This window comes from Microcoleus vaginatus HSN003, from assembly GCF_022701255.1.
GTDB lineage: Bacteria > Cyanobacteriota > Cyanobacteriia > Cyanobacteriales > Microcoleaceae > Microcoleus > Microcoleus vaginatus_B.
In genome coordinates, this window is sequence record NZ_CP031705.1 from 5,441,088 (window position 1) to 5,466,370 (window position 25,283).

The window sequence follows — 25,283 nt, forward strand, 5'->3', positions numbered from 1 at the left end:
GGAATTTTAATAATTATAGGGTGTGCAATGCGCCCCTTATCCCTACAAATAGTTTTAGATACCGACAAAATCTGCGAAGTCTAGTATCTGGCTATTCTGTTTTTTTAGTGAGATAAAAACTGTAAAATTGTTTTGGCAATACCTTGTGCAGCCAAATAAGGAACCCCATTGCCAACCGTTTTAAACATATTAGTCAACGTCATCTTAGCCGGCAGTGCAAACTCTTTTGGCAGTGACTGAATAGCCAGTGTTTCTGCAACAGAAAGCCGGCGAAGTTTGTAAGGGTGCAAGTGAACTTCGTTATTGCCGTAACAAGCTGTTGGCGAATAACGCCATCGGTGCAATCGCTTGTAAGATTTTTTTGAATCATCTCCTTCATCAACGGAAGCAAATCGCTTCAGGCCAGCTTTTGGTTGAAAATAATGTTGGGCATTGGGATGGTTTACAACATCATTTTTTTGGAACCAAAACTCAACCGTTAAATTTTGGGGCAGGTGATCAGGACAAGGCAAGAAATCATCGGCTGCAAAGGCGTTTCTCTCAGGCCAAGGATGAGAAAAAACTTCTGATTTGGGATATAATATGTGACTTAGCCAGGGAAATAATTTTTCCGGTAACATTTGGCTTTTTGGGTCTAGGGAAATGCCTAAATTTTTGATGATATTGTTTCTAAAGCCAATCAAAATAATTCTGTCTCTATCTTGGGGTACACCGTATTCGATCGCATTAATTAAACGTTCGACAAAAACGTATCCCGAATCAGCCAACTGATGTTTTAGTTCGTCGTAAAAAGCTTTATGTTTTTTGGTTTTCCACAAACCTTTGACATTTTCAAATAAAAAGAAATCGGGCTGCTGCTGACAAATCAATTCAATGTAGGAAGCTGAAAGTTGACCTTTATCTCCTTCCCCACCCCGGTTTTTGCCACCAATAGAAAAGTCAGGACAAGGCGGCCCCGCGATAAATCCTACAATATCGTGATGCTTGCGCGCATCCTGCATCAGTTCCCGCAGGCGAAAAGCTGGTTCTCCCCCTACAAGTCGAGTTACATCTGCTTCCTCTCCTTCGCAATATCCGTATTCGGGTAGCGGCAAATTCAGGCACTGCCGAGAATAGCGGTATGCTTGCATGAAAGGTGGGAAAATTTCATTGACATACGCTACATTAAAGCCGATCGACTCAAAACCCAGATCGAGCAAGCCAGAACCCGAAAAAAATGAGAAAATACAAGGAGGACGGCGCATTGAAGGATCACAGCAATTTTGAGTTGAGCTTACTATAAATTATGTTGGGAGTCTAGGGATGGGTACACCTTACTAGAAATTCTATGGGGAATTAGGAATTGGGAATTGGTAGAAGAGCCGGGGCGGGTTTGAGGCGATTATTGTTGGTAAAACCCGGCGCTACAGGTATTATTACAACCATTGCCCGCCTCGGAAACGCCAGTGGGGAAACAAAATTCGCATCAGTGTTTGCGATGCCAGATAAATAGCCAGCCACACTAAACTATAATGCAAAGCAAAAGCTCCCAAGTCAAAATGTTGTGCAGGTATCCCCGGCAAACCGATAATTTTGATTAAAAATAACACAAAAAGTGCTTCCCAAATTCCAGCGAGTAATTGAAACGCGCCGGGCCAATCTCGATCCCAGCGAAACTGCTGGATGTATATATATAAAGCATCCCAGCCGAAGCCCAAAATCGCTACATATCCTAAAATCCAAAAAAAGATTGAGCCTGATTGGGCGGTAATTAAACCCAGAAAAAAGGGCAGCGTTACTAAAACGCCTACGGTTGCAAATAACAGTAACCGAGTTTGCCAACGGCCGAGTAAGGTGGGAGTCATGCGATTTTAGATTTTAGATTTTAGATTGAATGGGAAGGTTGTTCGATTTTAGATTTTAGATTTTAGATTGAATGGGAACCTCGTTTAAATCAGTTAAATATGACATTTTTTACCATTTTTAAGAACAGGCAAGATGCCTGTTCCACAAAGAGTGAGTTTTATTGTGAGGTAGGCATCCTGCCCGCCCGTAAAAAAACTATTGAAATAGTGCAATATCTCAGTTAAATCTATTAAATCTGAGATGTTGCACCATTCTCAAGAACAGGCAAGATGCCTGTTCCACAATAAAATTCATCTCTAGTGGAACAGGCATCTTGCCTGTTCCTAAACAAGTAATTGACAATAGTGCAATATCTCAGTTAAATCCATTAAATCCTGTACATTGCTTGTTGCCCAACTTCGTCCTTCAAGTTAGCCGGGAGATTTATTGAAAATCCATTTCAACCATTGCACGAACGATCGCCAAACGCTCAATTTCCGCACGCCAGGAACTCGGTTGGCGGCCAGACTTTCAACCGAACGCAAGGCGGCGTATTGCAAGCCCAAAAAACTGTCTACGGGCGCGTAAGGCCCCCCCAAAGTAATCGCGCCTGCTGCGTATATCCGGCCTTCTGTGTTGCTAGCAGAAGAATTCCGCAATTCGGGCACTTCAAAATCGTTGTTAACACTCAGCCGGCCCAAACTGTTGAGGGGAAGATTATATTGAGCTACCAAATCGTTTAACAGGGGACTGGTTTTTACCTTAGCGTCCAAACCCGTAGCATCAATAATAAAATCAGCCTCTAACTTAATTTGCCCCTTGAGTTCCTTCTCCTGAATGTACGTCACCGTGCGGTTTTGAATGTCGCGCTCGACTCGCTCGACTTCACCGAAGGTAATTTGATACCATCCTTGACTTAAACCTTCTTTGACAATCCGCCGCCAGTCGCTGCGCTGGGCTGTAGTAGTGCCGCCCCAGTCGGTGAGCAACTGCGGCCGAAATTCCGGGGCGGCTTGTTCCAAAAGTACGCGGAGTTCCCCGCCCCAGCAAGCTTTCGGCCAGTTGAAAGGTTGAAATTCGTAGTGATTTTCGACTCTTCGCTGAGCGAGTTTAAATTTGTTACCTTGAGGTTTGGGCGATCGCATCAAATGCAAGACTTGAATATTACTGTTCCGCTGTCGCGCTTCGTAAATTCGCTGCACCACCCGCGAAGCCACAATTCCCCGGCCTCTAATTAACACGCTGCCGCCACTGGCCTCCAATTTTTCGTAAACGCCGTCGTGGCTTTCATAAGCGTTGACAACCGACTCAAAATCCTGGGTTTTTTCGCGGTAAGCTTGCAAGTCTGGCAGAAATTGAATGGCGGGATAGCCGGTGGCTAAGTGTACGTATTTAGCGATTAAAAAAGCGTGCTCGCGGTGATCCGCATCCGATCGAGAATAAGCGATCGCGTACCTGCCGTTATCTGTTTTGCGAATTCCCCGCACTCTACCGTAGCGAAACATCTGATTCCACCCAATTCGATCGACTTCCCTGTCAATAGAATCAAACACATTCCCCGCGCGAGGCGTATAAGTTTCGGCAAAAGTCGGTTCAGCAAACACCTGCCACATCAACTTTAACGACATCCCCAAACGCCCTTTGAGCAATTCCTGCCAAGCTTCCCGCAAAGCATAGGGAGGCCAGCCCCAAATGTTGTCTGGACAAGAGTCAGAATTCGATCGTAGGCGTTCCCGCAGCGGAATTTGAGAATTCAGGCACAAACGCAGGTAGCGCGCATAAGGCTGGTTTTCCATGCCCAAAACCGCAATTCGATCTGTTTTCACCCCGCAAATTCTCAGCAAATCCACCCAAATAAAGCTGCCCAAACCGCCGCCAACGGCAGCCCAATCAACTTCTGTCACAGGGAGTCCCATAGATTCGAGCGATCGCATTGACACTTGAGAAGCGTGCAAAAATGCGATCGGCGGAAATTCTCCCCTACTAGCTGTTTGAGGAAGCTGCAACACCGTTTGCTGGCCCAACGCGGGATCTGGCCCATTGGTCTGCGGGTTAAAGAAAATGTGAAAATTGACCGACGGCGTTTCAGGCGAATTCACAGCAAAAGAAATGCCGATCGCGTAGGGCCCAACTTGCAGCATATCCCCGTTTGCCAGCACGCACCGGGTTTGGCGAACGCCGTTAACAAAAGTACCGTTGCGACTACCCGTGTCAGTGAGTACAATACTGTTGCCTTCGCTGCCAATCACTGCATGAAAGCGAGAAACTTGACTGCTGCTGAGGGCAATTCGAGAAACTCGTTCCCCGTTGATTGTGGCCGGCATAGCTTCAAAAATTCGTCCCAAAGCGATGGGTAAGTCGAGTATCGGGGCTCGACAATCCCCCGTAGCTGTATCTGTCCAAGTCAGTCGCAGGCGCAAGGGTTGAGAATTCATGATTTTTTAAACATCAGGCGTCGGCTTTGAGCTTTCTGCAAAAAAAGATTTTTGAATTTGAGAGTGTTTAGCGGATAGCCCGATTTTCCCTTTTTCTTAAATCTTGCACCACTGTCAAGAACGGGTTCTCCGGCCCATTCCACAATAGATGAATTTTCTTGTGGAACAGGCATCTTGCCTGTTCCTAAACAAGTAATTGAGAATGGTGCAAGATGTGAGTTTTTCAAACTTTCACGGAGAGATCATCACACTCGCCGCCGCCGCCAAAGAAGTACCGCACCACGGACACCCCGCATTCAACTGCGCGTAAGGCGAAATTCGGCTGCACTTAGGACACTGCAAACCATATTTTGAAGGCCCCGTCTGCTGAAAGTTACCAGGTGCGGGAGGCCCAGACAGCAAAACTGTCTGCGGCGCGGCTACCTGCACCGGTGTCACATTCACCACCTCGATTTGCACTTGGCCTAAATGGATATGGCTTCCCGAGTTCAATTTTGCTTCGCCTCGGGCGAGAATTTGTCCATCTACCAGCGGCGGATTGCTTTCGCGCAAATTCCGCACTGCATACTCCTGCAATTCCTGATTAAAAAATATTTCAACGTGCAGCCCCGATACGCTGGGATGCGAAAATACTAAATCGCACTTCGCCGGATCGCGCCCTAGTCTCACGGTTCCCGGATTTTTGCTCGGCTGTCCGTTTTGAATTGTCAGAGTTTGACGCACCCCAGCTTCTGTCCATGCTAAAGTGAGCTGGTTTGTCATGATTTTATAGTTAGCTCAAAAATATAAAAAAATATTAGCTGATTTATTTTGAGGACGGACTTTCTCACCAAAAAACTTAATTAGAATTATTGACGCAGACTCGATCTTGCGTTCTGAAAATATTATGTGCAGCTAAACAAAAAAGCCCCGAAGTCGGGGCTTTTAGTGCTCGTATTGGCTTTTTTTGAGAGACTGACTCGCGCTTGCCAGCTTTTCTTTGCCGCAAAATCATAGACCCCAGCGCAGCTTTGTTAAAAATTTGCCAGCGATTGCTAAAAACTAATTGCTGTGGGGTTTTCCTATTTGCGAAGCTTGGGTGCGCTAGTAAGGATTTTTGGAGGTGGGGCGATCGAACTCGCTCTGGAAATTCGATGCCCCACCTCCTCAAACCCTCACTGTCTAGCGTGATGAATCTTAGACTGCAACTGTGCAATCTGAGAGTTGCAGTCTGAGAGTTGAGAGACTTAAGCTTCGCTCTTGCGGCTTTTCCGACCGCCTTCGCGACCAATTTGAGCCATGTGTTCGCGATTTCTGCTGACAGCTTCGCCGCCTTTTTGGCCAGCTTGTCTGGCTTCTTCAGGGGTGAACTCGTGTGCAGTTCCTTTCTCGTGTGCAGCTTTTCCGCCTTTGCTAGCAATTGCGCGCTGTTTTTCTGCATCCATAGAAGCGAATCCGCGTTTGCTTTTCTCAGCCATGACTGTCTCCTTGTTTGTTTCTGATTTTTTAGCTCGATCGCGCCTTCGCCTCCCACTGTGTGGTTACTTCCACTAAGTGGTGAGATATCCGACGGTAAATTATGAAACCTTATCAGACGAATCTCAGCTTTGGGTTTAACTCGCAGAATTAATTTTTCATAACTTACAAATGTGAACTAAAAATAGTTCACGCCCGGGCACTAGAGTTAGAGCCACCAATGTTTTAAGCTGGTTACTGTCTTTCAATCATTCTATAAACCCCCCCTACTTTTATACCTCTTTCTCAGGTATAGTAATTCTTTAGTTCGCTGGAAGGATGGAACTCAAAGCTGATTGGCGGTAGACTCAGAGAATTTTTTCGACTCGGGTGGCGACACCTCAAAAAAATTAAAAGTCCAAAGACAGATGCTTTTTGTGTCTTTTTACTTTTTTTTGCTGCTTTGGCGTTTGCCAGTTATCCCGATGTTAGGTGGTCTGCCGATCGAGTTGTTTCTGGTAAGCGATATTTTGGGGCGCAGCGCAGGACGTACTCGATCGCACTTATCAAGTTTACCTTATGACCGATCGAAACATACATCGGCTTGACCCCTGTTTGCGTCCTTAGCGCTGCGCCTATCGTTGATCCCTCCAGCAGCAAGGGTTGCCAACTGCCCCGGTCGAGTCCGACTTCTGAATGTTCTCCAATAAATCGATTTTTGGCAACGCCGATCGTGGCAATCCCTGTCAAAACCCCCAAATGGCAGGCAAGACCGAACCTGCGGGGATGCGCTAGTCCTTGACCGTCGCACAATATCAAGTCTGGCCTCAAACTGATATTTTCCAACGCCTCAAGGACTGCCGGCACTTCTCGAAAAGACAGGAAACCCGGAAGGTAAGGAAAAGTTGTAGGACTGCGAACCACAGCTTGCTGCTGCAATTGCAAGTCAGGAAAGCTCAGAACTGTTACAGCGGCCCGCGATACCTCGTTTGCACTGTCGTAGCCGACATCCACACCCGCGACGTACCGAACTGTCTCCAGTTGATTTTCGGTAATTACCTCTGACCGAAGTTGTTCTTGAATGGCGATCGCCTCTTCAATTGTCTGCGGCCAAGGGTGTCGCTGCAACATTAGACCTCTATTTAACCGTTCTCATCTAAGCGTAACTTATTTTCGGCCATTTTTAAACTGAGAGTTTTATCGTTTTTCGCTATAAATTCCCCACTTGCCCAAGGAGTCTTTTTTTCTACTCAGGAGGGTTGAGCAAGGCTGGCCCAGGCCAATTCTATATATAAAGTCTGTACGTCGTAGACTGAAATTTTCTCTTTCGCCTGTGCTTGCACCAACCCCTAAAGGTTTTACCTGCACGCACCTGCCATTTTCTACTCAAAATTTACAAAAAATACCTATTTGATGCTGATTTTTTAGCTTTCTAGAAAGCTTTCTCTTTCCGATCGCCTTTTTATCGCTTGCCAAAGAGCGATCGAGCTATCTATTTACTTCTTCTTTATCTAAAATCCTCCCTATTGTCAAGATCATTGAAACATTTATTAATCAATAATTTCAACTAGGTACAAATGCCATTGTTCATACCAGAGCCTCAATGTAACGGCAATCTAATATCTTTTTGATTTAAAAAGCTTTCCGACCCTCAAAATTCTATGACTTTTATGATAAAAATAAAGGAATTTATGAGTTGTTGCACCATTAAAAGGGAGTTATAATCTTAGATAAGAGCGAATAGAAAACTAACATCAAGTAAAACAACCTAGCTGAATTAAAATATGAAAACCATGCAAGGTGTTCGGTACAACCTAGCTCTCTACATCGTCGGTGGCATCGTCTTCATCATCGCCGCCTTAAATTTAAAACCTTTTGCCCTCGTCGGCGCAGGGGAACGCGGCGTTATGATGCGCTTCGGGAAAGTTCAAGACGCGATTTTAGATGAAGGCATCCACCCGATTTTACCGATCGTCACCTCTGTAAAAACTCTCAGCGTGCGGGTACAAAAAACAGATTTGAAAGCAGATGCAGCCTCCAAAGATTTGCAAAGCATTACTGCAGATTTGGCAGTTAACTGGAATGTTGACCCCGCCAAAGTTAATCAAGTTTTTCAACAAGTGGGAGACGAAGAACAAATTGTTACCAGCATTCTGAGTCCGGCAATTTCGGAAGTTCTCAAAGCAGCAACCTCTAAAAAAACCGCCGAAGAAATTATCACTAAGCGCACCGAACTCAAAACAGAAATCGACAACAGCCTCAAAAAGCGCTTGGAACCTTACGGCGTCATTGTCAGAGATGTTTCTTTAATAAATTTTGGCTTTTCTCCAGAATTTAGCAAAGCCATCGAATCCAAACAAATAGCAGAACAAGAAGCTAAACAAGCAGAATTTACAGTTCAAAAAGCCACCCAAGATGCTCAAGCTGAAATTAACCGTGCTAAAGGTAAAGCTGAAGCTCAACGCTTGCAGCGGCAAACTTTAACTGCCGAAATTTTGCAGCAGCAAGCGATTGAAAAATGGAACGGCCAGTTTCCGACAGTAATGGGAGGAGGGGGAACTTTGCCATTAATTAATATTGCGCCGCCGAGTTCTCAAGCTGCAACTCCTGCTAAATAAGCTGCTGCGGATCGTGATGGCCAGGGCGCGGGGAGAAGGGGAGAGGGGGAGAGAGTCTGAGGGGGAGAAGAATTGAGGGGTTTTCAGTGGGGAAGTGAAGAGGTGCTTTTTTAAATGCCCAACAGCAAGCGTAGAAAATACAAGTAACAACTAACGTGAAATCCAGCTTACTTAAATGCCGAGATACAATTTAGGTTGCGCGAGTCCGGAAAAACGTTAGAGTAAGTAACAATTCGGAAATTGTAAAGGTTTGCTTGAAAGTTCGGCTGATGGGAGATCGGGAGAACCAGTCAATTTCTAATTTAGGTGAAGTGGGGCGTGTCGGCGATCGCCATACTGCGTCAGGCGCACTGGGGCTGAGCGATCGAGCTTTGGCCGCTACTAGCAGCGGCATTGTGATTGCTGACGCCAATGCACCCGACTGTCCCATAATTTATTGCAATCCGGCCTTTGAACGGATGACAGGTTACTGCGCGGATGAAATCTTGGGGCGCAATTGCCGATTTTTGCAAGGCCCGGATACCGATCGAACTACCGTGGCTAAGATCCGCGACGCCTTGCGCCAAGGTCAAGAAATCCAGACAACAATCAAAAATTACCGCAAAGACGGCACTCCTTTTTGGAGCAAATTGTCGCTATCTCCGATGCGAGACAACAACGCTAATTTGACTCACTTTGTAGGAGTTCAGTCTGACTTGTCGGAACCAATAGGTGAAGTGCAGCAAGCATTGCAGCAAGCTAACGACCAACTGCAAACGATTTTGGAAGCAGTTCCGGGAACAGTATCTTGGATTACCTCGGATTTGCGCTATTTGGGGGTTAACCAGCACTTAGCCAAACTGCATGGTTTGCGGCCCTCGGCTTTTGTCGGTCAAGATATTGGTTTTCTGGGCGCGAGCTCGGATTTTAACTCTTTTGTGGTGGAGTTTTTTGCCGGCGATGCTACGGAAGCGGTTAAAGAACTCAACGTTAAGGTACAAACCGACGGGGGAGAGTCGGAGGGATACTATTTGATTGTGGCTCAAAAGTACGATCGGGGCAAAGCAGCTTGTCTGGTAGGGATTGACATTACCGATCGCAAGCGGGTAGAACAAGCTCTGGTGCTGACTCGCAAGGCGGTGGAAAGTTCGAGTGACGCGATCGGCATCAGCGATGCGAACGGCACTCACATTTATCAAAATCAAGCGTTTTCTCAGCTATTTGAATGGGACACCGCAGAGGAACTTAAGTTAGCTGGAGGTATAGCGACAGTTTTTGCTGACTCTGCAGTCGCCAGTGAGGTTCTCGATACGATCGCCCAGGGTTATTCTTGGTCAGGTGAAGTTACCAACCGCACTAAAATTGGCCAAATTTTGCCAATGCTGCTGCGGGCAGATGCGATTAAAGACCCCACAGGGAAAATTATCGGTCTGATTTACATGAATACCGATATTACCGACCGGAAGCGCACGGAACAAGAGCTGCGGCAAAGCGAGAAGCGCTTTCGCTCGTTGATTGAAAATGCTAGAGACATTATTGTAATTCTCGACGAGAAAGGCTTTTGCCGCTATGTCTCTCCTTCCCTAGAGCGGATTTTGGGCTACCCGACGGCGGAAGTGCTCGGCAGATCTATATTTGACTTGATTCACCCTGACGAATTGCTGATAGTGGATCAAGTGTTCCAAGGTGTCATGCAAATGCCCAGAGTTAGCCTGGGAATGGCGGAATACCGAGTGCAGCACAAGGATGGTTCCTGGTGCGTGTTGGAAGCGGTGGCGACGAATTTGCTCAAGGAACCTTCGGTGCGGGGAATTGTGGTCAACTGTCACGACGTGACTGAGCGCAAGATGGCTGAAGAACAACTGTTGCACGATGCTTTGCACGATGCGCTGACAGAGTTGCCAAACCGCGCTTTGTTGACTGACAGGTTGGGACAAGCTTTTGCTCGCGCCCAACGACATCCGAGCTATCAGTTTGCGGTGTTGTTTCTGGATTTGGACAGGTTTAAGGTGATTAATGACAGCCAGGGACACCGCACGGGCGATCGGCTGTTGGTGGCTGTGGCTCGCCGTCTCTTGACTTGTTTGCGATCGGGCGATACGGTGGCTCGTCTGGGGGGAGATGAGTTTGTGATTTTGCTGGAAGAAATTCACGGTGTGGATGAGGCGATCGCCCAAGCAAAGGAAATTCTCAGAACGATCGAACGACCGCTTTATTTGGAAGGTAATAAAGTTTTAATTACTGCTAGTATCGGCATTGCTTTGAGTACGGACAAATATCAGTGGCCGGGAGATATTTTGCGCGATGCTGATATTGCGATGTACCGCGCCAAAGCTCTGGGTAAGGCTCGCTACGAAGTATTTACCAGTGCGATGCACACTAAGGCTGTGGCTTTGATGCACTTGGAACACGATTTGCGGGAGTCAGTTGAAGAACTAAATTTTAAATATTCGATAGTGGATTTCGCCTGTGGGACGGCGCCAGAAAACTCGCAGATGAGCGAAACCGATCACAAGTTGGAGCATCCGAAGTCGCAATTTACTCCTTTTAAATTGGCCTGTCCTTTTACTGTTTATTATCAGCCGATCGTTTGTTTAAAAAGCGGCTCAGTTATCGGATTTGAGGCGCTGGTGCGCTGGCTGCACCCGGAACGGGGTTTAGTTTCCCCAATGGAATTTATTGCGATGGCGGAGGAAACAGGGTTAATTACGCCTTTGGGTTTGTGGGTTTTGAACGAAAGCTGTCGCCAAATTATTAAGTGGCAGAGTTTGAATTTACCTGTGGAAAATTCGCCGCTGACAGTCGCAGTAAATCTTTCGGGGAGGCAGTTTGCAGAACCCGAGTCGATCGAACAAATTAAGCAAGTTTTGCTGGAAACAGGTGTTGACGCCCGCTGTTTGAAGTTGGAGATTACTGAGAGTGTGGTGATGGAGGATGGAGAAGCGGCGGCGGCGATGCTTTCGCAGTTGAGAGACTTGGGTATTGGGCTGTGTATTGATGATTTCGGCACTGGTTATTCGTCGCTGAGTTATTTGCACAAGTTCCCGATTAATATTTTGAAGGTCGATCGCTCTTTTGTTACCCGCATCGGGGAAATGGGCGAAAATTTGGAAATCGTGCGGGCGATCGTCATGCTGGCCCGCAGTTTGGGGATGGAGGTAGTGGCAGAAGGGGTCGAAACCGCCGCCCAATTGGCTCAAATGCGGGCGATCGGCTGCGAGTACGGTCAGGGGTACTTTTTCTCTAAACCTCTCGACAGTGAGGCAGCTACAGCCTTATTGAGGCGATCGCCCAAATGGTAAACTGAACCAAATATTTAATTTGTATTTTGAAAAATATTAAAACTATTGCGGCCTGTGCTTATTGGAAAGTCAATAAGGGCGATCGATCTTTTGGTAATCGATGTCTTGAGTGTTAAAATTACAATTGAGTATAATAGCAAACTATAGAGATAGGTAAAAATATATGTCTCAATCTATTGTGCCAGCAGTCGAAGAAAAACAGCTCGATACTTCCCCGACATTAACTTTTGAAGAATACAGAGTTTATCAAAGCAATGACGATGTAAAATACGAACTGTACAAAGGCAAATTAATACCGATGGCAACGGCTAGCGCATTACATACCAGCATCTGCGAATATTGGGTTTACAAATTGCAGCGTTACCTAGCTGAACATAATCTCGATTTAGTCGTAAAAACTTCTGTAGGAGTGAGAACAGAAGAGGCTACATCTCGCATTCCCGATGTAGTTGTTTGCACAGAAAGTTTGTGGGAACAAGCTCTTGCAAGACGCGGATCGGGAATACTTGACTTTGATGAAACGCCGTTATTAGTAATAGAAGTAGTTAGCCAAGATCGGCGGGCAGACTATATAACTAAACGAGGAGAGTACGAACAAGCTAACGTGCCGGAATATGTAATAGTTGACCCAGCAGCAAACAGACAACGAGTGCGAGTTATGGCATTTCTCGAAGGTGATGACATTTATACAGAGGTAAATTACTGGCCGGGTGAGGAAATGGTATCTGTAGTATTTCCCAATTTGAGATTATCAGTCAATGAAATTTTATATCCGCCATTGGTGGAAGGGTTAATTAAGGCAGAACAAGCTCAATTGCAGCAACTACAAACAGTCGAACAACGCGCTGAAAGATTGGCGGCGAGGTTGCGAGAATTGGGTGTAGATCCTGATAGTGTGTAGGAAATTGGATGAAGTGCGCGCGGCGAAGCTATCCCGAACGGAATCGCCCTTGACGCATCTCAATCATCCAGCGGCAAATCGCGCAGGAAATAAAAGCGATCGCGCCCTAAATTCTCGCCTTTCATTCGCCCTGCATAACCTGTCAGCGGAGAAGAAAGTTCCACTAACATTTCGTGCAACTCTTCGCGGGACAACTTCTTGGGTGGGTTAGACATTGAATACGCACCGCTAAGAGCATCCACACTTGCTTGTTCAGAACCAGAATTTTCGTGATACTTTTTCAGAATTGAAAGAACGTGCGATCGCACTTTAATTTCTTGTTCAACTTGCTCAATATATTTAGCAACCTCATCATCAGATTGTCCCGGTTTTAAGTATTCTTTCAGTTTAAATAAGTCCACCGAGTTAGGATAGTTGCTTTGAAGTTTAACCAGTTTTTCCAGCGTCTCAGGGTTCATAATTGCCATACCGTGTACTTTTGCTGCATCCATAAGTTGAGTAGTTGGAACGCCAGGGCCAATAATCAACTTAGTTGCTTTTGCGAGTATTTCATTATCTTTGAGCCGTAGCGTTCCTAAATTCAGCAATTGAACTGCTGTATCATTGGGGATTTTTTTACCCGCTTTGCACTCGCCAACTAAGGGGTAAGGTTTGGAGCATAATAAATCTAAGCCACCAGCACCACCTTTGTGGGCATAATCAATGGTAAATCCCAAAAACTCAAGGCTATCGCGCACTACAATTTCAAAGTCTGTTCCTGCTTGATAGTTGCTTTTGTCTTTATCTAGTTCTTTGGTGCGATTTCCCAAAGCTGCTATAGTCTTTATCCAAGATAAATCCGGTTTGATTGGTTTTACAGGCTTATCGCTACTCCAACCTAGAAACATTTTGATTTCTGCGTCTAGTTGTTTGGCTTTTGGGTTGGTGGTGGATAAATGCACTAATGCACTTTGCAACTCTTCCAATTCTGGATGTTCAGGAGGCTCTAGTTTTTCCAGCTTTTGACGGCGTTTGGCAAAGATAGACTCGCTCACCACAGGCGTTGAATCAGTAACATTTAGGGATTTTGGCAAAGGTACAAAATTCCCGCTGGGATGCACAGACATTTCCAGGGGCTGAGGCAGCAAATAAACCCGCAGGTAAGCTACAAAAATAAAAGGACGCTGCTGGAGAATTTGCTGTAATGCCTCTGTTTTCCAGACTGTTAACAGCGACAAAGCCTCTAATGATTCAGGTTCATTCACCATTTGGCACAATTCGCACCTAGCCCAAGCTTTGATCGAAACTTTATCTGAATTTAACTGAGTAAGTGCCTTTTGAGCAACGGGCAAAAAATGCGATCGATAATATCGATCGCCCGATAGCAAATCAACCGAAAGATTAGCTGGATACAAAGCAAATGTCCGCCCCGGATTCAGAAACATCCGAGGCATAGCTGCAATCATTCGTCCTTGGATTAAAGCTTCAATATCTGGATTTGGTAAAGCCAGAGCTGTTTGAAGCAAAATTAATTTGCTCATGGTTAACTAAATAGGTCACTTAGATCCCCATCATCTGTATCATCATTGGTGGGAGGGTTGAAAATGTCTTCTAAAAGTAGGCTTTCATCAGACGGATCGCTAACCGCAGGAATTTGAACGGACGGATCGCTAACCGCAGCATTTTGACCTGACGGAGCGATAACCACAGGCATTTCACCGGAGGGATCGCTCAAAATTTCCCGCAGTAAAGAATTTTCAAAAGTGAGATGCTTCTGAGATATGAACTCAAAAACCTGGTCTTCTGTTAAATTGTAATCTCGGCATTTTTTACAAACAGCACGGAGAGCCAGCAGCGGTTTTATTTGCTCTTCAATCAAATACACTACCTCACCGCCTTTTTCAACTGAAACAAGTTCTTCTAGAAGCTTATAGGCTTTAGAATTTTTCTTAATTGTCTCTATTTTTGATTGGGAACGGACTAAACAACCCCGCGTTAAATCAAATTTTTGATAATCAGTTAAGCGCTTTAGTCCAGCAACTAATTCTGATTGAGAAAATTGCATAACTGCAACCCCAATCCTGATATCTCTGCCGTTTTCTGTACCAATAATTTTGAATTTTATCCAATTCGCATTTGGTATTTTTGGTTGAATTTCTGTGGTAATATCATCAATTGTTACCTTGTCCACAGTCTGACCTTTCAAGGTTTCAAAACCAAAGTAAATAGCCTTAGCAATTGTGGCATCATTCTCCATATCCTCTCGGATATCTTCCTCAAGTTCCTTGGTGAAAGCAAACTCAAACCGCTCAACAGGATCTTCTGGAAGTTCAGGCATTGGAGGCATAAAAACTTTAAAATTCTCAGCACACCATGTCAAAGCTTCCCGTACAGTTGGCTTACCTCTGCCATATTCTCTCAATTGACTTTCATCAAATGGATAGAGCGGATGAGGAGGGTTTAAATTCCTGACTTGATAAAAATCTTGTAACCATAACTTGACTAAATCAACTAAAGAATCGCCATTCAAGTGTTTTAACTCTATTGGTTTTCGCTTTGTGTATGTTGAAACTCGCTCAAGTATACTGGTAGGCATCAGGTTAACTGTTGTTATCCACGTATCTGGTGCCATTACTGTGATAATAACCAAACCTTGACCGAGATCGGAGTGTTCGAGAGTATCGTACAAACGCTTAACAAGATCGACAATTACCTGCGGTGTTGTCAAGCCATCATCTCTACAACTTGTATTTGCATCTATTTCATCAAAACAAATGATTACAGGACTGTAGTAACTCACCAAATTTAAAATTTGCTGGACATTATTCAGGGATTCTGCTTCTCTGTCCTGATTAGTCTTGCCGGAATTAGACGGCAATCCTAATTTCTCAGCTTTAGAGTTATCTAACTCTTCACCAGATAACCATTTGATAGCAAAAGGTGTTTCAGATTCCGATAAAGTCCACAAAACAGCTCGAACAATATAAGGATCTGCCTTTGATTTGGCTTTGAGAACTTGCTTAGTTAGGGTGTTCATGAAATTCCTATTTTTAGTTGCCCAACTAGCACATACTTTGTCAAATCGATCTATCAGTTCTTGAGCAGAAAGATTTTGGGAAGCAGAATTGATAGCTTTGAAACCTTCGTTTGCCATTGCTGCGGCTGTTTCCTGCCATTGCATGACGCTTTGGCTACCTGTGTGGCTCAAACTGTTAGCTAAAGTTTGCTGAAATTGGTATTTTATCAAGTTTAAGTCCGTGTAATTGTTCACACTGGCATAAACAAATAAAGCACCACCATTAGTTTCTAGTCTGTGGCGAGTACGACTTAAAATGTGGCTTTTCCCCACTCCCTGTTGAGCGGTTAATACCAGTGAAGTGACCTTTTCTTGGCTAGATTGACTTGTCTGTACTTTTTCAACTGCCTGAAAAATGGCATCGGAAGCGTGAGCATTTAAACTCGGAATATCGGGGAACCCTTTTCCCCAAATGTCTTGTTCTTTGACAATTCCAGCTTTGGTAAATGGATTGTGATTTTGGATTGCAGCATTGAGGGCTTCTATCGGAGAAACTGGTATATTGTTCATGGTTATCGGGTGTGAGGTAACGAACTACAAAAAGATTGAGAACAATTTTATGGATTTAAGCGCTTGGCGTAGTAACGCAATGTACCACCAGGAATGATGATTGAGTCTTCACGTTTATCTGGGGTGATATCTCGCATATCTCCAGCCATTAGCTGAAAAATATCATTAGCCTGCATTTCCAACAGCCACTCATTGAACTCCGATCGCCCTACCATTTCCCCGATCGCCCGACGCATCCGATAAATCGGCACTAAATCGTCTAAGTTATAATCCCGGTTTAAGCTGTCATACACATCGATCGCCACAGCCTTAAAATCGTCATAGGATGCGATCGTCCCTACATCCGCCTTCCCCTTATCAACAGCAACACTCGCCGCACCATCCTGATGGCGAATCCACTTCAACAAAGAATTTCCCAGCCGAGTACCAATTTGAGAACCATCAAACTCAAACAAAGAATCCCGACTTTTCAGCCCCTGCGCTAAAACTTCTTTCCCTTTCGCCGTCAATTCCACCAGCGTCACCCGATTTACCAGCGAATACTCGATCGCCCCAGTCGCCTGCAACTCACCGAGCACTTCCACATATCTCTGACTCGTCTCATTAGTCCGCACAATCCGCTTAGTCAAATCCCCCTTTTTCACCATCATCTTCCCGCCGCCCAAATCCCACAAATTCAGCAGTACCCGAACTTTTGCCTTCCCATCCCACACCGCTTGCTCTTCCGGTGTCAAAGTGTTAGACACCGCAATTTCATCTTTCTCAGACATATTCATACCTTTAAATACTTGTTCTTAGTATCAAATATTATCATAAATCTTCCTGCCAAACATCTCAACTTTACCGTAAAATCCCGCGCTAGGCTGTACACAACTTCCGCCAATTTCATTTTAAAATAATTGTGATTGACTAAAGGGAAATGGTTTGATAGAATACCTAATCTAACGAGCGATCGCACTTCAAATTCTCCACAGCAAATGCGATGAAACAATCTGAAGCACAGCCCGCTTTCCTCCAGCAAACTCTACAAATCTAGCGATCCCAACCGCAGCTAACAACCTGTAACCCAGCTTAACTGCGACTTTAGTTCAATGCCAGGTTCAGCCTTTAGAAAGACGAATTCAACCTCAACCTCTTGTTACATTGCAATGGCAATCAAAAAATTGAACAACATTTTACCCATGAAAAATATTCCCGACCAAATTTCCGACATCAAAGAAAAACTTCCCGATTTGACTCCCACCCCTCCTGGTTTAAAAGCTCAAGCATCTAGCCACGACCTCAAAGCCCGTTTAGATTGGGGCGAACCCGGACTCACAATCATCGACGCTCGTGATTTTGAAAGCTTCACCAAAAGCCACATTACCGGCGCCGTAATGATGCCAATGGACGAAGTAGTAGAGCGAGCAAAATCCAGCCTAGAACCCATCCGCGATATCTACATCTACGGCGAAAACGACCAACAAACCGCCGAAGCTGCCAATCTTCTCCGCGCAGCAGGCTTTCAAAAAGTAGCCGAACTAAAAGGCGGAATTCCTGCTTGGAAAGCCATCGATGGCCCCATAGACGGCGCTCTCGAACACGATACTCCTGGCCCCGACGCCTACAACGTTTTTTCTCGCTTGCAACACCACGCGCAAGCTCAGAAAATCAACAAATAACCTCAGATTGGCGACAAGATTCGCCCATAAAATCTGAAACTTAAAAAACCCGGTATCGCAAAAGTTACCGGGTTTTTCTATCAGAACTTATACCCCAATACGCTTGGGTTAAAACTGTTTATTCCCCGGAGATCCCCCTAAATCCCCCTTAAGAAGGGGGACTTTAAGTAACTTCTTGTCCCCCCCTTCTTAAGGGGGGCTAGGGGGGATCGGGCTTAACTGAACCATATTGACTTATACCAAATCCTGCCTCAATTTTCTTAGTCTCTTACAGAGTGACTTCCTTTGTATAGCCTCGCTTTCAACCGCCGACTCTTAACTTCCTGCCATCTAAATATACCTTAACTTCCCCGAACATTCGGCGGTTTGCCTCAAAAGTAATCTGCTTAACAGCTTCCTCAAAAGAAAGCCAAGCAGAATTTTGAACTTCCTCCTCTTGCAAAACAACTTCCATCGACTTGACAAAACCTAAAAAATAAGTCACCGTCTTTTCAATCTGCTCCCCATCCTTAACAAAAGAATAGTGTTCCGTAAAACTCGGCTCATCAAGCATTTCAAAATCCGATATACCAGTTTCCTCCTCAAATTCCCGCCTTGCCGTTTCCGCTGGAGATTCCCCCGGATTCGCGTGACCTTTGGGAAACGCCCAATGTCCGGCTTGATGTTGAATCAACAAAAACAAAGTATCAGCTTCATTAGAAAAAATCGGCACAATCCCAAAACATTCATCTTTCATTTTTATTTTTTTTCCTATTACCTATCTGGTTCTTAGAGTCCGCGAAGGCGGACTTGGTTTGACAAGAAGCGAAATCCATTCGCCCATAACTACAATTCCCACCCTAACCGAGTCTGCTGTCCATAAACCCGCTTCAAAGTATTAACATCCCTCGCAGAAATCGGCGGAGGATTTCTCACCTGAGAAAAATAAAGCACATCAGTTTCCATCAAACTGTGGCCCCAAATCCCCAAAGCGTGACCCAACTCGTGCCGCGCCGTCGCCGGAATATACTTACCTACTTGATTCGGATTCAAAAAAACCGAAAACCGATGAGATAACACCGTTTTATCCCCATCCCGACGGGCGTACAATTCATAGGTAGCTTCTCCAGAGCGCGATCGCAAAACCCCTTGACGCAAAGGCGGAGCCCGACGTAAAATCCTAATATCAGCCACCTCCGAACTATCCACCACTTCCAAAGGCAAATAAACCCCCCATTCCCGGACAACATCCAACACAGCCGCCACCCATTCTTCAGACTTATTAGCATCAACTGGACGCTCAACATAAACCTGAATCGGAAACTTAGACCACAACAAATGACCGAACTTCGGTGGCTTAACCTGGTCAAAATAATCACCACTATCTGTGGAATCTTGCCAATTAGCCAGCGTTGGTGGCAATGGGTGAATCTGTGGATGCGGCAAACTATTCGGGAGAGAAGAAAGACTCACCGCCGGAGTATTAACCTGAGTAAAAATTATCAGGCTAAAACAGCATACAGCCAATCCCAAACCACACAGCAATCGAGGGTTTACTGTGACTTTCCACAACTGCATTTTTCTGACTGTACTTAAATTTCATCTTTAGGGCGGGCTAGAAGCCCACCCCACAATATTTATTTATGTGGTACGGGCGTCCCGCCCAGGAGCTAATGTGGAACGGGCGTCCCGCCCGTGAGCTAGTGTGGCACGGGCGGGACGCCCGTAAGCTGAATGTGGAACGGGCGTCCCGCCCGTGAGCTAATGTGGCACGGGCGTCTCGCCCGTGAGCTATCTGCGGTTAAAAATCAAAATCTTATAACTTAGGCGCCAACCAACCAGCACTCAAAATCACAGTCAAACCCATAAAAACAATAGACAAACCCCAAGTAATCCGGTTCAGACTTGTTTCTGCACTCTTGGCGCTGGTAAACAATTGAGCTTGTCCGCCAATCCCTCCAATACCATCACCTTTAGGACTGTGCAGCAACACAAAAATCACAAGTCCTAAAGCAGACAAAGACCAGATAACTTGTAACACAGAAACAATATTCATAATCGGGAGTAATTGGTAATTAGTAATCGGTAATTTATTATCATATCAAATTCGGTCGATCGCCCGCAATTTATGCAGGGACACTCCAAGATCCCATTGGTGTCAACTTAACGTCAAACCCGCAGTCCGGCAGGGAATGAATTCCCTGCCTCAAAGCGAAAGTCCTCTTAAGAGGACTGAAAAGAAGAATTTTTGCTACTGCTGAATCCCAGTATGATTTTGCCTGATGGGGTAATTCTAAGTGCTTACCCTGTCAGCGCTGGGGCAACCACGGGGGGATTGCCCCTACAAATTTCCTACCCCAATTCAGCAATGCCGAATTTTTAAACTCATTAGTCCTCTTGAGAGGACTTTCGCTATTAGACAGGGAATTCATTCCCTGGCGGACTACCGGATGGGCGGGAGGACTGGGCGGATGACAGCTTAAGTTGACACCAATGCACGGCGCCTTTGTCCCTACTACAATCGAACTCGCACCGGAGTGCGATTGGCACGAACTTCAAACTCAGGCGATCGAATCATAGAGCGTCCCGTCATCTCCGGGGGCTGAGGCAACCTCAACAGCTCCAGAATCGTCGGCGCAATATCAGCCAAAGAGCCGTCCGCCCTCAGAGGAACATCAGTTCCGTGACCCGGAATCTTCAGACCTTCGCCTTCTACCAGAATAAACGGCACCGGGTTAGTAGTGTGAGCCGTCCAGGGATTCCCGTCCTCGTCAAACATCTGCTCAGCATTTCCGTGGTCAGCAATAATAATTGCCGTACCTCCAGCTTTACTAATGGCGCTCAACAGCCGCCCCAAACATTTATCCACAGTTTCGCACGCAATTATCGTCGCATCCACCCTCCCCGTATGACCAACCATATCCGGGTTAGCGTAGTTAATCACCATCAACGAATAGATGCCTTTTTCCAAAGCCGTCACCACCCCATCCGTCACGAGATCCGCCGACATCTGGGGCGCCTCATCGTAAGTCCCCACCATCGGGCTCTGCACCAACTCGCGGTGTTCCCCGACAAAAGGATCTTCCAGACCCCCATTAAAAAAATAAGTCACATGAGCGTACTTTTCAGTTTCCGCCGTCCGGAACTGCTGCAAACCGTGGTTAGAAATCACCTCGCCCAGAATATTGTTCAAATTCTGCGGTTCAAAAGCCACCATTACCGACGACAACTTCGGGTCGTACTGAGTAAAACTCCCAAACGTCAGCGGCTCAATTAACTGCCGTTTAAACCCCTTAAAATCCGGCGCCACAAAAGCCTGAGTTAATTCTCTAGCCCTGTCCGGGCGAAAATTAAAGAAAATTACCCCATCCCCGGATGCCACCGCCCCCGGAGAAATCCGAGTCGGAACTGCAAACTCGTCGGTCACTCCTTCAGCATAGGAGGCCTGCAACACCTCAACAGCCGATCGACCGTCAGGCGCACTCTCAGTCGTCATCATCTCGTAAGCGCGCTGCACCCGATCCCAGCGCTTGTCCCTGTCCATCGCGTAGTAGCGGCCGCTAATGGTCGCAATCCGACCGACCCCTACCTCTGCGATATAACTTTCAATCTTGCCTAGAGCTTCGACACCTTCTTTCGGAGTAGTATCACGACCGTCAGTAATCGCGTGAATGCAAACCTCAGAAATTCCCTGTGCTTTTGCTAATTGCAGCAAACCCTTAATATGACTGAGATGGGAATGAACCCCACCTTCAGAACAAAGACCAGTCAGGTGCAACTTGCCGCCCGTGGCGCGGACTTTCTCGCAAAGCTCAACCAGCGCCCGATTTTGGAGCAAAGAACCGTCTTCCACTGCATCCGAGATCCGCACCAACTCTTGAGGAACCACGCGGCCCGCGCCCAGATTCAAGTGACCGACCTCTGAGTTGCCCATTTGCCCCTCTGGCAGCCCTACCGCCCGGCCCGATGTGTGAATCAGAGTGCTGGGATAAGCGGCCCAGATACTGTCCATCACGGGTGTTGTCGCAGCGGCGATCGCATTTCCGTCTTTTTCTTCACTAAAACCCCAGCCGTCTAGAATAATCAGCACTACAGGAGATACAGACGCTTGTGCCATGTGAATACCTTATTTACAATAATTAATTTCTTGATCGTCATGATGGCCGATTTTGCGGAACATCTGCCGCTAATCAGTTTACATATTTTCTAAGCTCCGGCTGAACAATGCCAACCAAAATTCCCTCAGCCACTGCATTTTGGGAACTAATTTCGACCTGCTTTGGGAATTGTTTAATTGATTGCCTTGCTCTGTACTGTGAATGCACAGTCGGAGACTGTTACCGATCTCACCAACAACGACCCTGCTTTTGCGGCCGCATTTTCACGAATTGTTCAACGGTAGGTTGCTATTGAAACACTAAGAAGAGTACCACAGATGGCGGACTTTTACTACTGCCTCAAGGAATAGATTAAACAGCTTTGACTGGGCTGGGAATAACTTTAAACGAGTTGAGCAAAAATCCGTTTCCGAATCGGCTCACTTTCAGCGAACATAAAATTCTACAACATCTTTTTTAATTTTGACATCGTAATTGCCAAAGAAATCGTGACCGAGCAGACCTATTGGCATTTGTTTGGCGATCGCCACTTCGACATTTTGGATCACAGCACCGCCAACCCGAATCGATCGCACTAGACCGATCGGGAACTCGACAACGCTACCGTCAGCGATCCCCGCTCTCACGGTACGCACCGGCCTCACTCCCAGTGCAGTAGCCATCCGCTGAGAAATCAAAGTGCCACTCGCCCCGGTATCGAGAATCATCTCAAAAGTCTTGTTGCCATTAAATACGACATCAATCACCGGCGTCCCGCCAGCGCGACGCTTGATTTTAGCTTGAAATACCTGTGGATTCCCCCGTGGCTTACCCGGTTGATTTGCTGGGGGTTTAGCAGGATTGGATGGGTTCCAAAACTGAGAGTACAATTTGCCAGTTGTGAATCCCGATCCCGTTATAGTGCGATTCCCTTCGGGATAGCTCCGCTTCACGAGCTGCTGGGAACTCACATCTGGCACCAACAATGTCATCACTTGGGTTTCTGGCTGAGGTGAACGAGAATACACCTCGCTGCCCCCTACCGATCCCACACCCACCAAAACGGTCGCAAAAACAAAGCCCGATCGCCAAATCCGCTTGAGAATCACTTTTGCCATTATCTAAATACCTTAATTAATTCAATATGTCGAACAACGACCGCCACTGATATCCTAACCCGCTCCCAAAAACCGATCGCCCGATCCCCAGATCAGATCATCAGGAAAACTTGGCAATTTTCAAGCGATCGCATAACATCGAACACAGATAAACTTATAAACGGCAACAGGCTGTAATTGCAGAGCCTTGTTGGATATCTTGAAATTAAGGATTTGGGGGCGATCGGCAATGCACAAACTTTTATATTTTGCGACTATAGGACTACTAGCTTTCTCGATCGGAGGATGCGGTGGCGACGAAGCCACCAACACAGCCAGCCCCAGCCCCACCCCCAGTGCAGCCTCTCCGTCTCCGGCCGCCTCTGCCAGCCCCACCCCAGCAGCTCAGAGTTTCCCGTCCCCAGTAGTAGCCGCCCAGCCTCCAGGGTTAATTCGATCGACCAACCCAGACGAACGAGCAAGACAGGCTCAAACAAATATCGGCAACACAAGGGAGAGGAATCCAACGCTTCCGCTTCAGCCGGTCCCAGAAGGCCCTGTGACAACTAATCCTTCTCAGTTAGATCCCTTTGGGCCGCTGCCGCCGATCGAAGTTCAAAACCCTCCGGGAGTTGGCGATGTCCCGGGCGGAGTCCCAGCAGGGCCGATGACAGCCAATCCGTTGCCCGAACTGCCACAGCGACAGGTGGCCATGATACCTAAACTGCCAGAACTATCCCGCCCAGTCCAAATTGGAGGAACTAAGCTTAAAGGCCCGGCCGCTCCCGAAATCAATCTCAGCCCCACAGCAAGAGGCGTTGTCAGCGAATTCAGGACGCTTCAGGCTCTGCTGGATGACACCACACAATATTCTGAGTACCGTACAGATCTGGGTACATTGGTTGATACTATTTACGGAAAAGAAGGACAAAAGAATTCAACCAGACGAGAGTTACTCCTAACTAACCGGCCATTCTTCAGAAGAATACAAAAGACTCTCGATGAATATCGGACAGCCTCAAGTCTGTGGAACCTTTACGGAGATCAATCGCCTGCTGATGCTCTGCGGTGTTCGATAGTGCCGGAAATTGCCGAGGCAATTGAGGTATATCGACCGCCGACAGTAAGAAGGGGGGAACTGTCCTGCGTGACGCGAATCAATTTGCTGCAAGCAGTTTGGCGGCAGGGTAAGAATAGACTTGATGCAGCCCTCCGCGATCAAGACTATGAGGCGCGAACAATCGCAAAAGCGCCTCTTCTGCCAGTTCTATCCGCAACCCCGACAAATCGTGAGCCCGCAGGCGAGAGGGCCCTGGGTCGGGAATTAGCTTCGTTGCCAGAAGTGCCTGGGCTAAGCCCCCCGCCAGTAGGGCGTCGCCCAGCGGGATCTCCGTTAATAGCAGCGGGCCCCGGAGATCCTTCTCTGCCGGGAGGCGAAGGCGCGCAAGTTGGCTCCCCGCGCCAAGTTCCGGGACTCAATGCCCCTCAATTGGGCAGTCGCCCTGGACAGCCTGGTTTTCCAGGAGGCGAAGGCGCGCAAATAGGCTCGCCGCGCCAAGTTCCGGGGCTGAATACGCCTCAAGTGGGCAGTCGCCCTGGACAGCCTGGTTTTCCAGGAGGCGAAGGAGCGCAAATAGGCTCGCCGCGCCAAGTTCCGGGGCTGAATACGCCTCAAGTGGGCGGTCGCCCAATTTCAACACCAACTACCGGTAGGAATCCGCGCCGTCCAGCACCCCCGCGCCCGCCCCAGCCAATTGCAGCTAGACCCATAGGAGTGCCGGATCTGCCGGAACTGCCAGTAGACAAGCGCCCGCCCCAGTGGAGAGACCCCAATCCCCCACCTCCTCCCCAGATACCAGTAGTTCCTGCACCGCCGCCACCGCCTTCTACTGACATCGCTACAGGCACTGAAGTCAGCGGCGTGGTAAAAGTCGGGAACGAGACGCAAGTGATTGTCAAAGTACCGAATGAACCAACCAGCCGATATGTCAAAGTCGGGCAACGCTTGTCTAACGGGCAAGTGTTGGTGAAGCGGGTGGATATCAAGCCCGGAGCCGATCCAGTCGTGATTCTGGAGGAAAACGGCGTTGAGGTAGCCAAAGGTGTTGGCGAAAAACCCGCAAGTCGCCAACAACCCGCCAATGCAGTTATTAGCCGTCTGTCAAATCCGAATAGCTCAGCGCGACGGTGACAATAGACAGCAAAGTATGAAAAATGCTAAGGGCAAAAACTATAATTTTTGCCTTTTTGCATTTATGGCTGATATCGAATCTGAATGTAAAATTAATATAGAGTGAGTTAGTCGCTTCTGGGAAGAAACATTAGGGATTAAAAAATAGAAGACTTTTCAGCGAGTCTTAGCTTCTATAAAATCCCTATTAGTAATGGAAG

The 25,283-nt window shown here is 46.8% G+C and carries 20 protein-coding genes; 5 read left to right on the plus strand and 15 right to left on the minus strand.

Annotation, left to right across the window (positions count from 1 at the left end; all coding sequences use genetic code 11):
* Positions 1-104 precede the first annotated feature (104 nt).
* The 7 genes from D0A37_RS23535 to nfi form a co-directional block, all read right to left on the minus strand.
* On the minus strand, positions 105-1,244 hold the full coding sequence (locus tag D0A37_RS23535; protein ID WP_242718054.1) for a DNA cytosine methyltransferase: 1,140 nt from the start codon (positions 1,242-1,244) through the stop codon (positions 105-107).
* Between the two features lie 171 nt (positions 1,245-1,415).
* Positions 1,416-1,844 (minus strand): hypothetical protein, encoded by a 429-nt coding sequence (locus D0A37_RS23540; protein ID WP_242718056.1) that lies wholly within the window; start codon positions 1,842-1,844, stop codon positions 1,416-1,418.
* Positions 1,845-2,255: 411 nt separating this feature from the next.
* Entirely contained in the window at positions 2,256-4,259 is a 2,004-nt protein-coding gene (locus tag D0A37_RS23545; protein WP_242718057.1) for an FHA domain-containing protein, read from the minus strand.
* The gene (locus D0A37_RS23550) at positions 4,256-4,432 is read right to left on the minus strand and encodes a hypothetical protein (protein ID WP_242718058.1); all 177 of its coding nucleotides are present in this window, start codon (positions 4,430-4,432) and stop codon (positions 4,256-4,258) included. Before D0A37_RS23550 ends, D0A37_RS23545 begins: the two co-directional genes overlap by 4 nt.
* A 58-nt stretch (positions 4,433-4,490) precedes the next feature.
* Positions 4,491-5,021: an FHA domain-containing protein gene (locus D0A37_RS23555; protein WP_242718059.1), complete on the minus strand. Its 531-nt coding sequence runs from the start codon at positions 5,019-5,021 to the stop codon at positions 4,491-4,493.
* A 464-nt stretch (positions 5,022-5,485) separates the two neighbouring features.
* Positions 5,486-5,716, minus strand: coding sequence for a KGG domain-containing protein (locus D0A37_RS23560; protein ID WP_006631632.1), 231 nt, complete (start codon positions 5,714-5,716; stop codon positions 5,486-5,488).
* Between the two features lie 454 nt (positions 5,717-6,170).
* Positions 6,171-6,824 carry a deoxyribonuclease V gene (nfi, locus tag D0A37_RS23565; protein ID WP_242718060.1) on the minus strand — a complete coding sequence of 218 codons (654 nt, stop codon included), beginning with the start codon at positions 6,822-6,824 and terminating at the stop codon, positions 6,171-6,173.
* A gap of 653 nt (positions 6,825-7,477) precedes the next feature.
* Here nfi and D0A37_RS23570 point away from each other — a divergent pair.
* The 3 genes from D0A37_RS23570 (at position 7,478) to D0A37_RS23580 (ending at position 12,493) form a co-directional block, all read left to right on the plus strand.
* The gene (locus tag D0A37_RS23570) at positions 7,478-8,311 is read left to right on the plus strand and encodes a prohibitin family protein (RefSeq protein WP_242718061.1); all 834 of its coding nucleotides are present in this window, start codon (positions 7,478-7,480) and stop codon (positions 8,309-8,311) included.
* A 269-nt stretch (positions 8,312-8,580) separates the two neighbouring features.
* A complete protein-coding gene (locus tag D0A37_RS23575) occupies positions 8,581-11,592 on the plus strand; it encodes an EAL domain-containing protein (protein ID WP_242718062.1) in 3,012 nt (1,003 codons plus the stop codon).
* Positions 11,593-11,755: 163 nt separating this feature from the next.
* Positions 11,756-12,493, plus strand: a complete 738-nt coding sequence (locus D0A37_RS23580; protein WP_242718064.1) for a Uma2 family endonuclease — start codon at positions 11,756-11,758, stop codon at positions 12,491-12,493.
* 59 nt (positions 12,494-12,552) lie between these two features.
* Here D0A37_RS23580 and D0A37_RS23585 read toward each other — a convergent pair whose 3' ends face one another.
* The 3 genes from D0A37_RS23585 to D0A37_RS23595 all read right to left on the minus strand — a co-directional run bounded on the left by D0A37_RS23585 (position 12,553) and on the right by D0A37_RS23595 (position 16,828).
* Complete coding sequence (locus D0A37_RS23585) at positions 12,553-14,013, minus strand: DUF1802 family protein (protein ID WP_242718066.1); 1,461 nt, start codon at positions 14,011-14,013, stop codon at positions 12,553-12,555.
* Positions 14,014-14,015: 2 nt separating this feature from the next.
* Positions 14,016-15,821 carry an ATP-binding protein gene (locus D0A37_RS23590; RefSeq protein ID WP_242718068.1) on the minus strand — a complete coding sequence of 602 codons (1,806 nt, stop codon included), beginning with the start codon at positions 15,819-15,821 and terminating at the stop codon, positions 14,016-14,018.
* A gap of 284 nt (positions 15,822-16,105) precedes the next feature.
* Positions 16,106-16,828, minus strand: coding sequence for a hypothetical protein (locus D0A37_RS23595; RefSeq protein WP_242718070.1), 723 nt, complete (start codon positions 16,826-16,828; stop codon positions 16,106-16,108).
* A gap of 378 nt (positions 16,829-17,206) precedes the next feature.
* Between D0A37_RS23595 and D0A37_RS23600 the strand changes: the two genes are divergently transcribed.
* Complete coding sequence (locus tag D0A37_RS23600) at positions 17,207-17,719, plus strand: rhodanese-like domain-containing protein (protein WP_445242434.1); 513 nt, start codon at positions 17,207-17,209, stop codon at positions 17,717-17,719.
* A 301-nt stretch (positions 17,720-18,020) separates the two neighbouring features.
* Here D0A37_RS23600 and D0A37_RS23605 read toward each other — a convergent pair whose 3' ends face one another.
* The 5 genes from D0A37_RS23605 to D0A37_RS23625 all read right to left on the minus strand — a co-directional run bounded on the left by D0A37_RS23605 (position 18,021) and on the right by D0A37_RS23625 (position 22,913).
* On the minus strand, positions 18,021-18,455 hold the full coding sequence (locus tag D0A37_RS23605) for a bis(5'-nucleosyl)-tetraphosphatase (RefSeq protein ID WP_242718072.1): 435 nt from the start codon (positions 18,453-18,455) through the stop codon (positions 18,021-18,023).
* A gap of 89 nt (positions 18,456-18,544) precedes the next feature.
* Positions 18,545-19,276, minus strand: coding sequence for a peptidase (locus D0A37_RS23610; protein WP_242718074.1), 732 nt, complete (start codon positions 19,274-19,276; stop codon positions 18,545-18,547).
* A gap of 238 nt (positions 19,277-19,514) precedes the next feature.
* A complete protein-coding gene (gene secG / locus D0A37_RS23615; RefSeq protein ID WP_190659521.1) occupies positions 19,515-19,754 on the minus strand; it encodes a preprotein translocase subunit SecG in 240 nt (79 codons plus the stop codon).
* Positions 19,755-20,213: 459 nt separating this feature from the next.
* On the minus strand, positions 20,214-21,815 hold the full coding sequence (gene gpmI / locus D0A37_RS23620; protein WP_242718076.1) for a 2,3-bisphosphoglycerate-independent phosphoglycerate mutase: 1,602 nt from the start codon (positions 21,813-21,815) through the stop codon (positions 20,214-20,216).
* Positions 21,816-22,241: 426 nt separating this feature from the next.
* Positions 22,242-22,913: a retropepsin-like aspartic protease family protein gene (locus tag D0A37_RS23625; protein ID WP_242718078.1), complete on the minus strand. Its 672-nt coding sequence runs from the start codon at positions 22,911-22,913 to the stop codon at positions 22,242-22,244.
* Between the two features lie 229 nt (positions 22,914-23,142).
* On the opposite strand from D0A37_RS23625, the gene D0A37_RS23630 reads away from it, so the two are divergent.
* Positions 23,143-25,083 carry a hypothetical protein gene (locus D0A37_RS23630; protein WP_242718080.1) on the plus strand — a complete coding sequence of 647 codons (1,941 nt, stop codon included), beginning with the start codon at positions 23,143-23,145 and terminating at the stop codon, positions 25,081-25,083.
* Positions 25,084-25,283 lie beyond the last annotated feature (200 nt).

What these genes read in the sequence shown, in the direction of transcription:
- D0A37_RS23595 (WP_242718070.1), bottom strand. Translation starts at nt 16,828, where the DNA reads ATGTCTGAGAAAGATGAAATTGCGGTGTCTAACACTTTGACACCGGAA.
- D0A37_RS23560 (WP_006631632.1), bottom strand. Translation starts at nt 5,716, where the DNA reads ATGGCTGAGAAAAGCAAACGCGGATTCGCTTCTATGGATGCAGAAAAA.
- D0A37_RS23585 (WP_242718066.1), bottom strand. Translation starts at nt 14,013, where the DNA reads ATGAGCAAATTAATTTTGCTTCAAACAGCTCTGGCTTTACCAAATCCA.
- D0A37_RS23570 (WP_242718061.1), top strand. Translation starts at nt 7,478, where the DNA reads ATGAAAACCATGCAAGGTGTTCGGTACAACCTAGCTCTCTACATCGTC.
- D0A37_RS23600 (WP_445242434.1), top strand. Translation starts at nt 17,207, where the DNA reads ATGGCAATCAAAAAATTGAACAACATTTTACCCATGAAAAATATTCCC.
- D0A37_RS23555 (WP_242718059.1), bottom strand. Translation starts at nt 5,021, where the DNA reads ATGACAAACCAGCTCACTTTAGCATGGACAGAAGCTGGGGTGCGTCAA.
- D0A37_RS23630 (WP_242718080.1), top strand. Translation starts at nt 23,143, where the DNA reads ATGCACAAACTTTTATATTTTGCGACTATAGGACTACTAGCTTTCTCG.
- D0A37_RS23605 (WP_242718072.1), bottom strand. Translation starts at nt 18,455, where the DNA reads ATGAAAGATGAATGTTTTGGGATTGTGCCGATTTTTTCTAATGAAGCT.
- D0A37_RS23545 (WP_242718057.1), bottom strand. Translation starts at nt 4,259, where the DNA reads ATGAATTCTCAACCCTTGCGCCTGCGACTGACTTGGACAGATACAGCT.
- D0A37_RS23610 (WP_242718074.1), bottom strand. Translation starts at nt 19,276, where the DNA reads ATGCAGTTGTGGAAAGTCACAGTAAACCCTCGATTGCTGTGTGGTTTG.
- D0A37_RS23625 (WP_242718078.1), bottom strand. Translation starts at nt 22,913, where the DNA reads ATGGCAAAAGTGATTCTCAAGCGGATTTGGCGATCGGGCTTTGTTTTT.
- secG (WP_190659521.1), bottom strand. Translation starts at nt 19,754, where the DNA reads ATGAATATTGTTTCTGTGTTACAAGTTATCTGGTCTTTGTCTGCTTTA.
- D0A37_RS23575 (WP_242718062.1), top strand. Translation starts at nt 8,581, where the DNA reads ATGGGAGATCGGGAGAACCAGTCAATTTCTAATTTAGGTGAAGTGGGG.
- D0A37_RS23540 (WP_242718056.1), bottom strand. Translation starts at nt 1,844, where the DNA reads ATGACTCCCACCTTACTCGGCCGTTGGCAAACTCGGTTACTGTTATTT.
- D0A37_RS23580 (WP_242718064.1), top strand. Translation starts at nt 11,756, where the DNA reads ATGTCTCAATCTATTGTGCCAGCAGTCGAAGAAAAACAGCTCGATACT.
- D0A37_RS23535 (WP_242718054.1), bottom strand. Translation starts at nt 1,244, where the DNA reads ATGCGCCGTCCTCCTTGTATTTTCTCATTTTTTTCGGGTTCTGGCTTG.
- nfi (WP_242718060.1), bottom strand. Translation starts at nt 6,824, where the DNA reads ATGTTGCAGCGACACCCTTGGCCGCAGACAATTGAAGAGGCGATCGCC.
- D0A37_RS23550 (WP_242718058.1), bottom strand. Translation starts at nt 4,432, where the DNA reads ATGCCTGTTCCACAAGAAAATTCATCTATTGTGGAATGGGCCGGAGAA.
- gpmI (WP_242718076.1), bottom strand. Translation starts at nt 21,815, where the DNA reads ATGGCACAAGCGTCTGTATCTCCTGTAGTGCTGATTATTCTAGACGGC.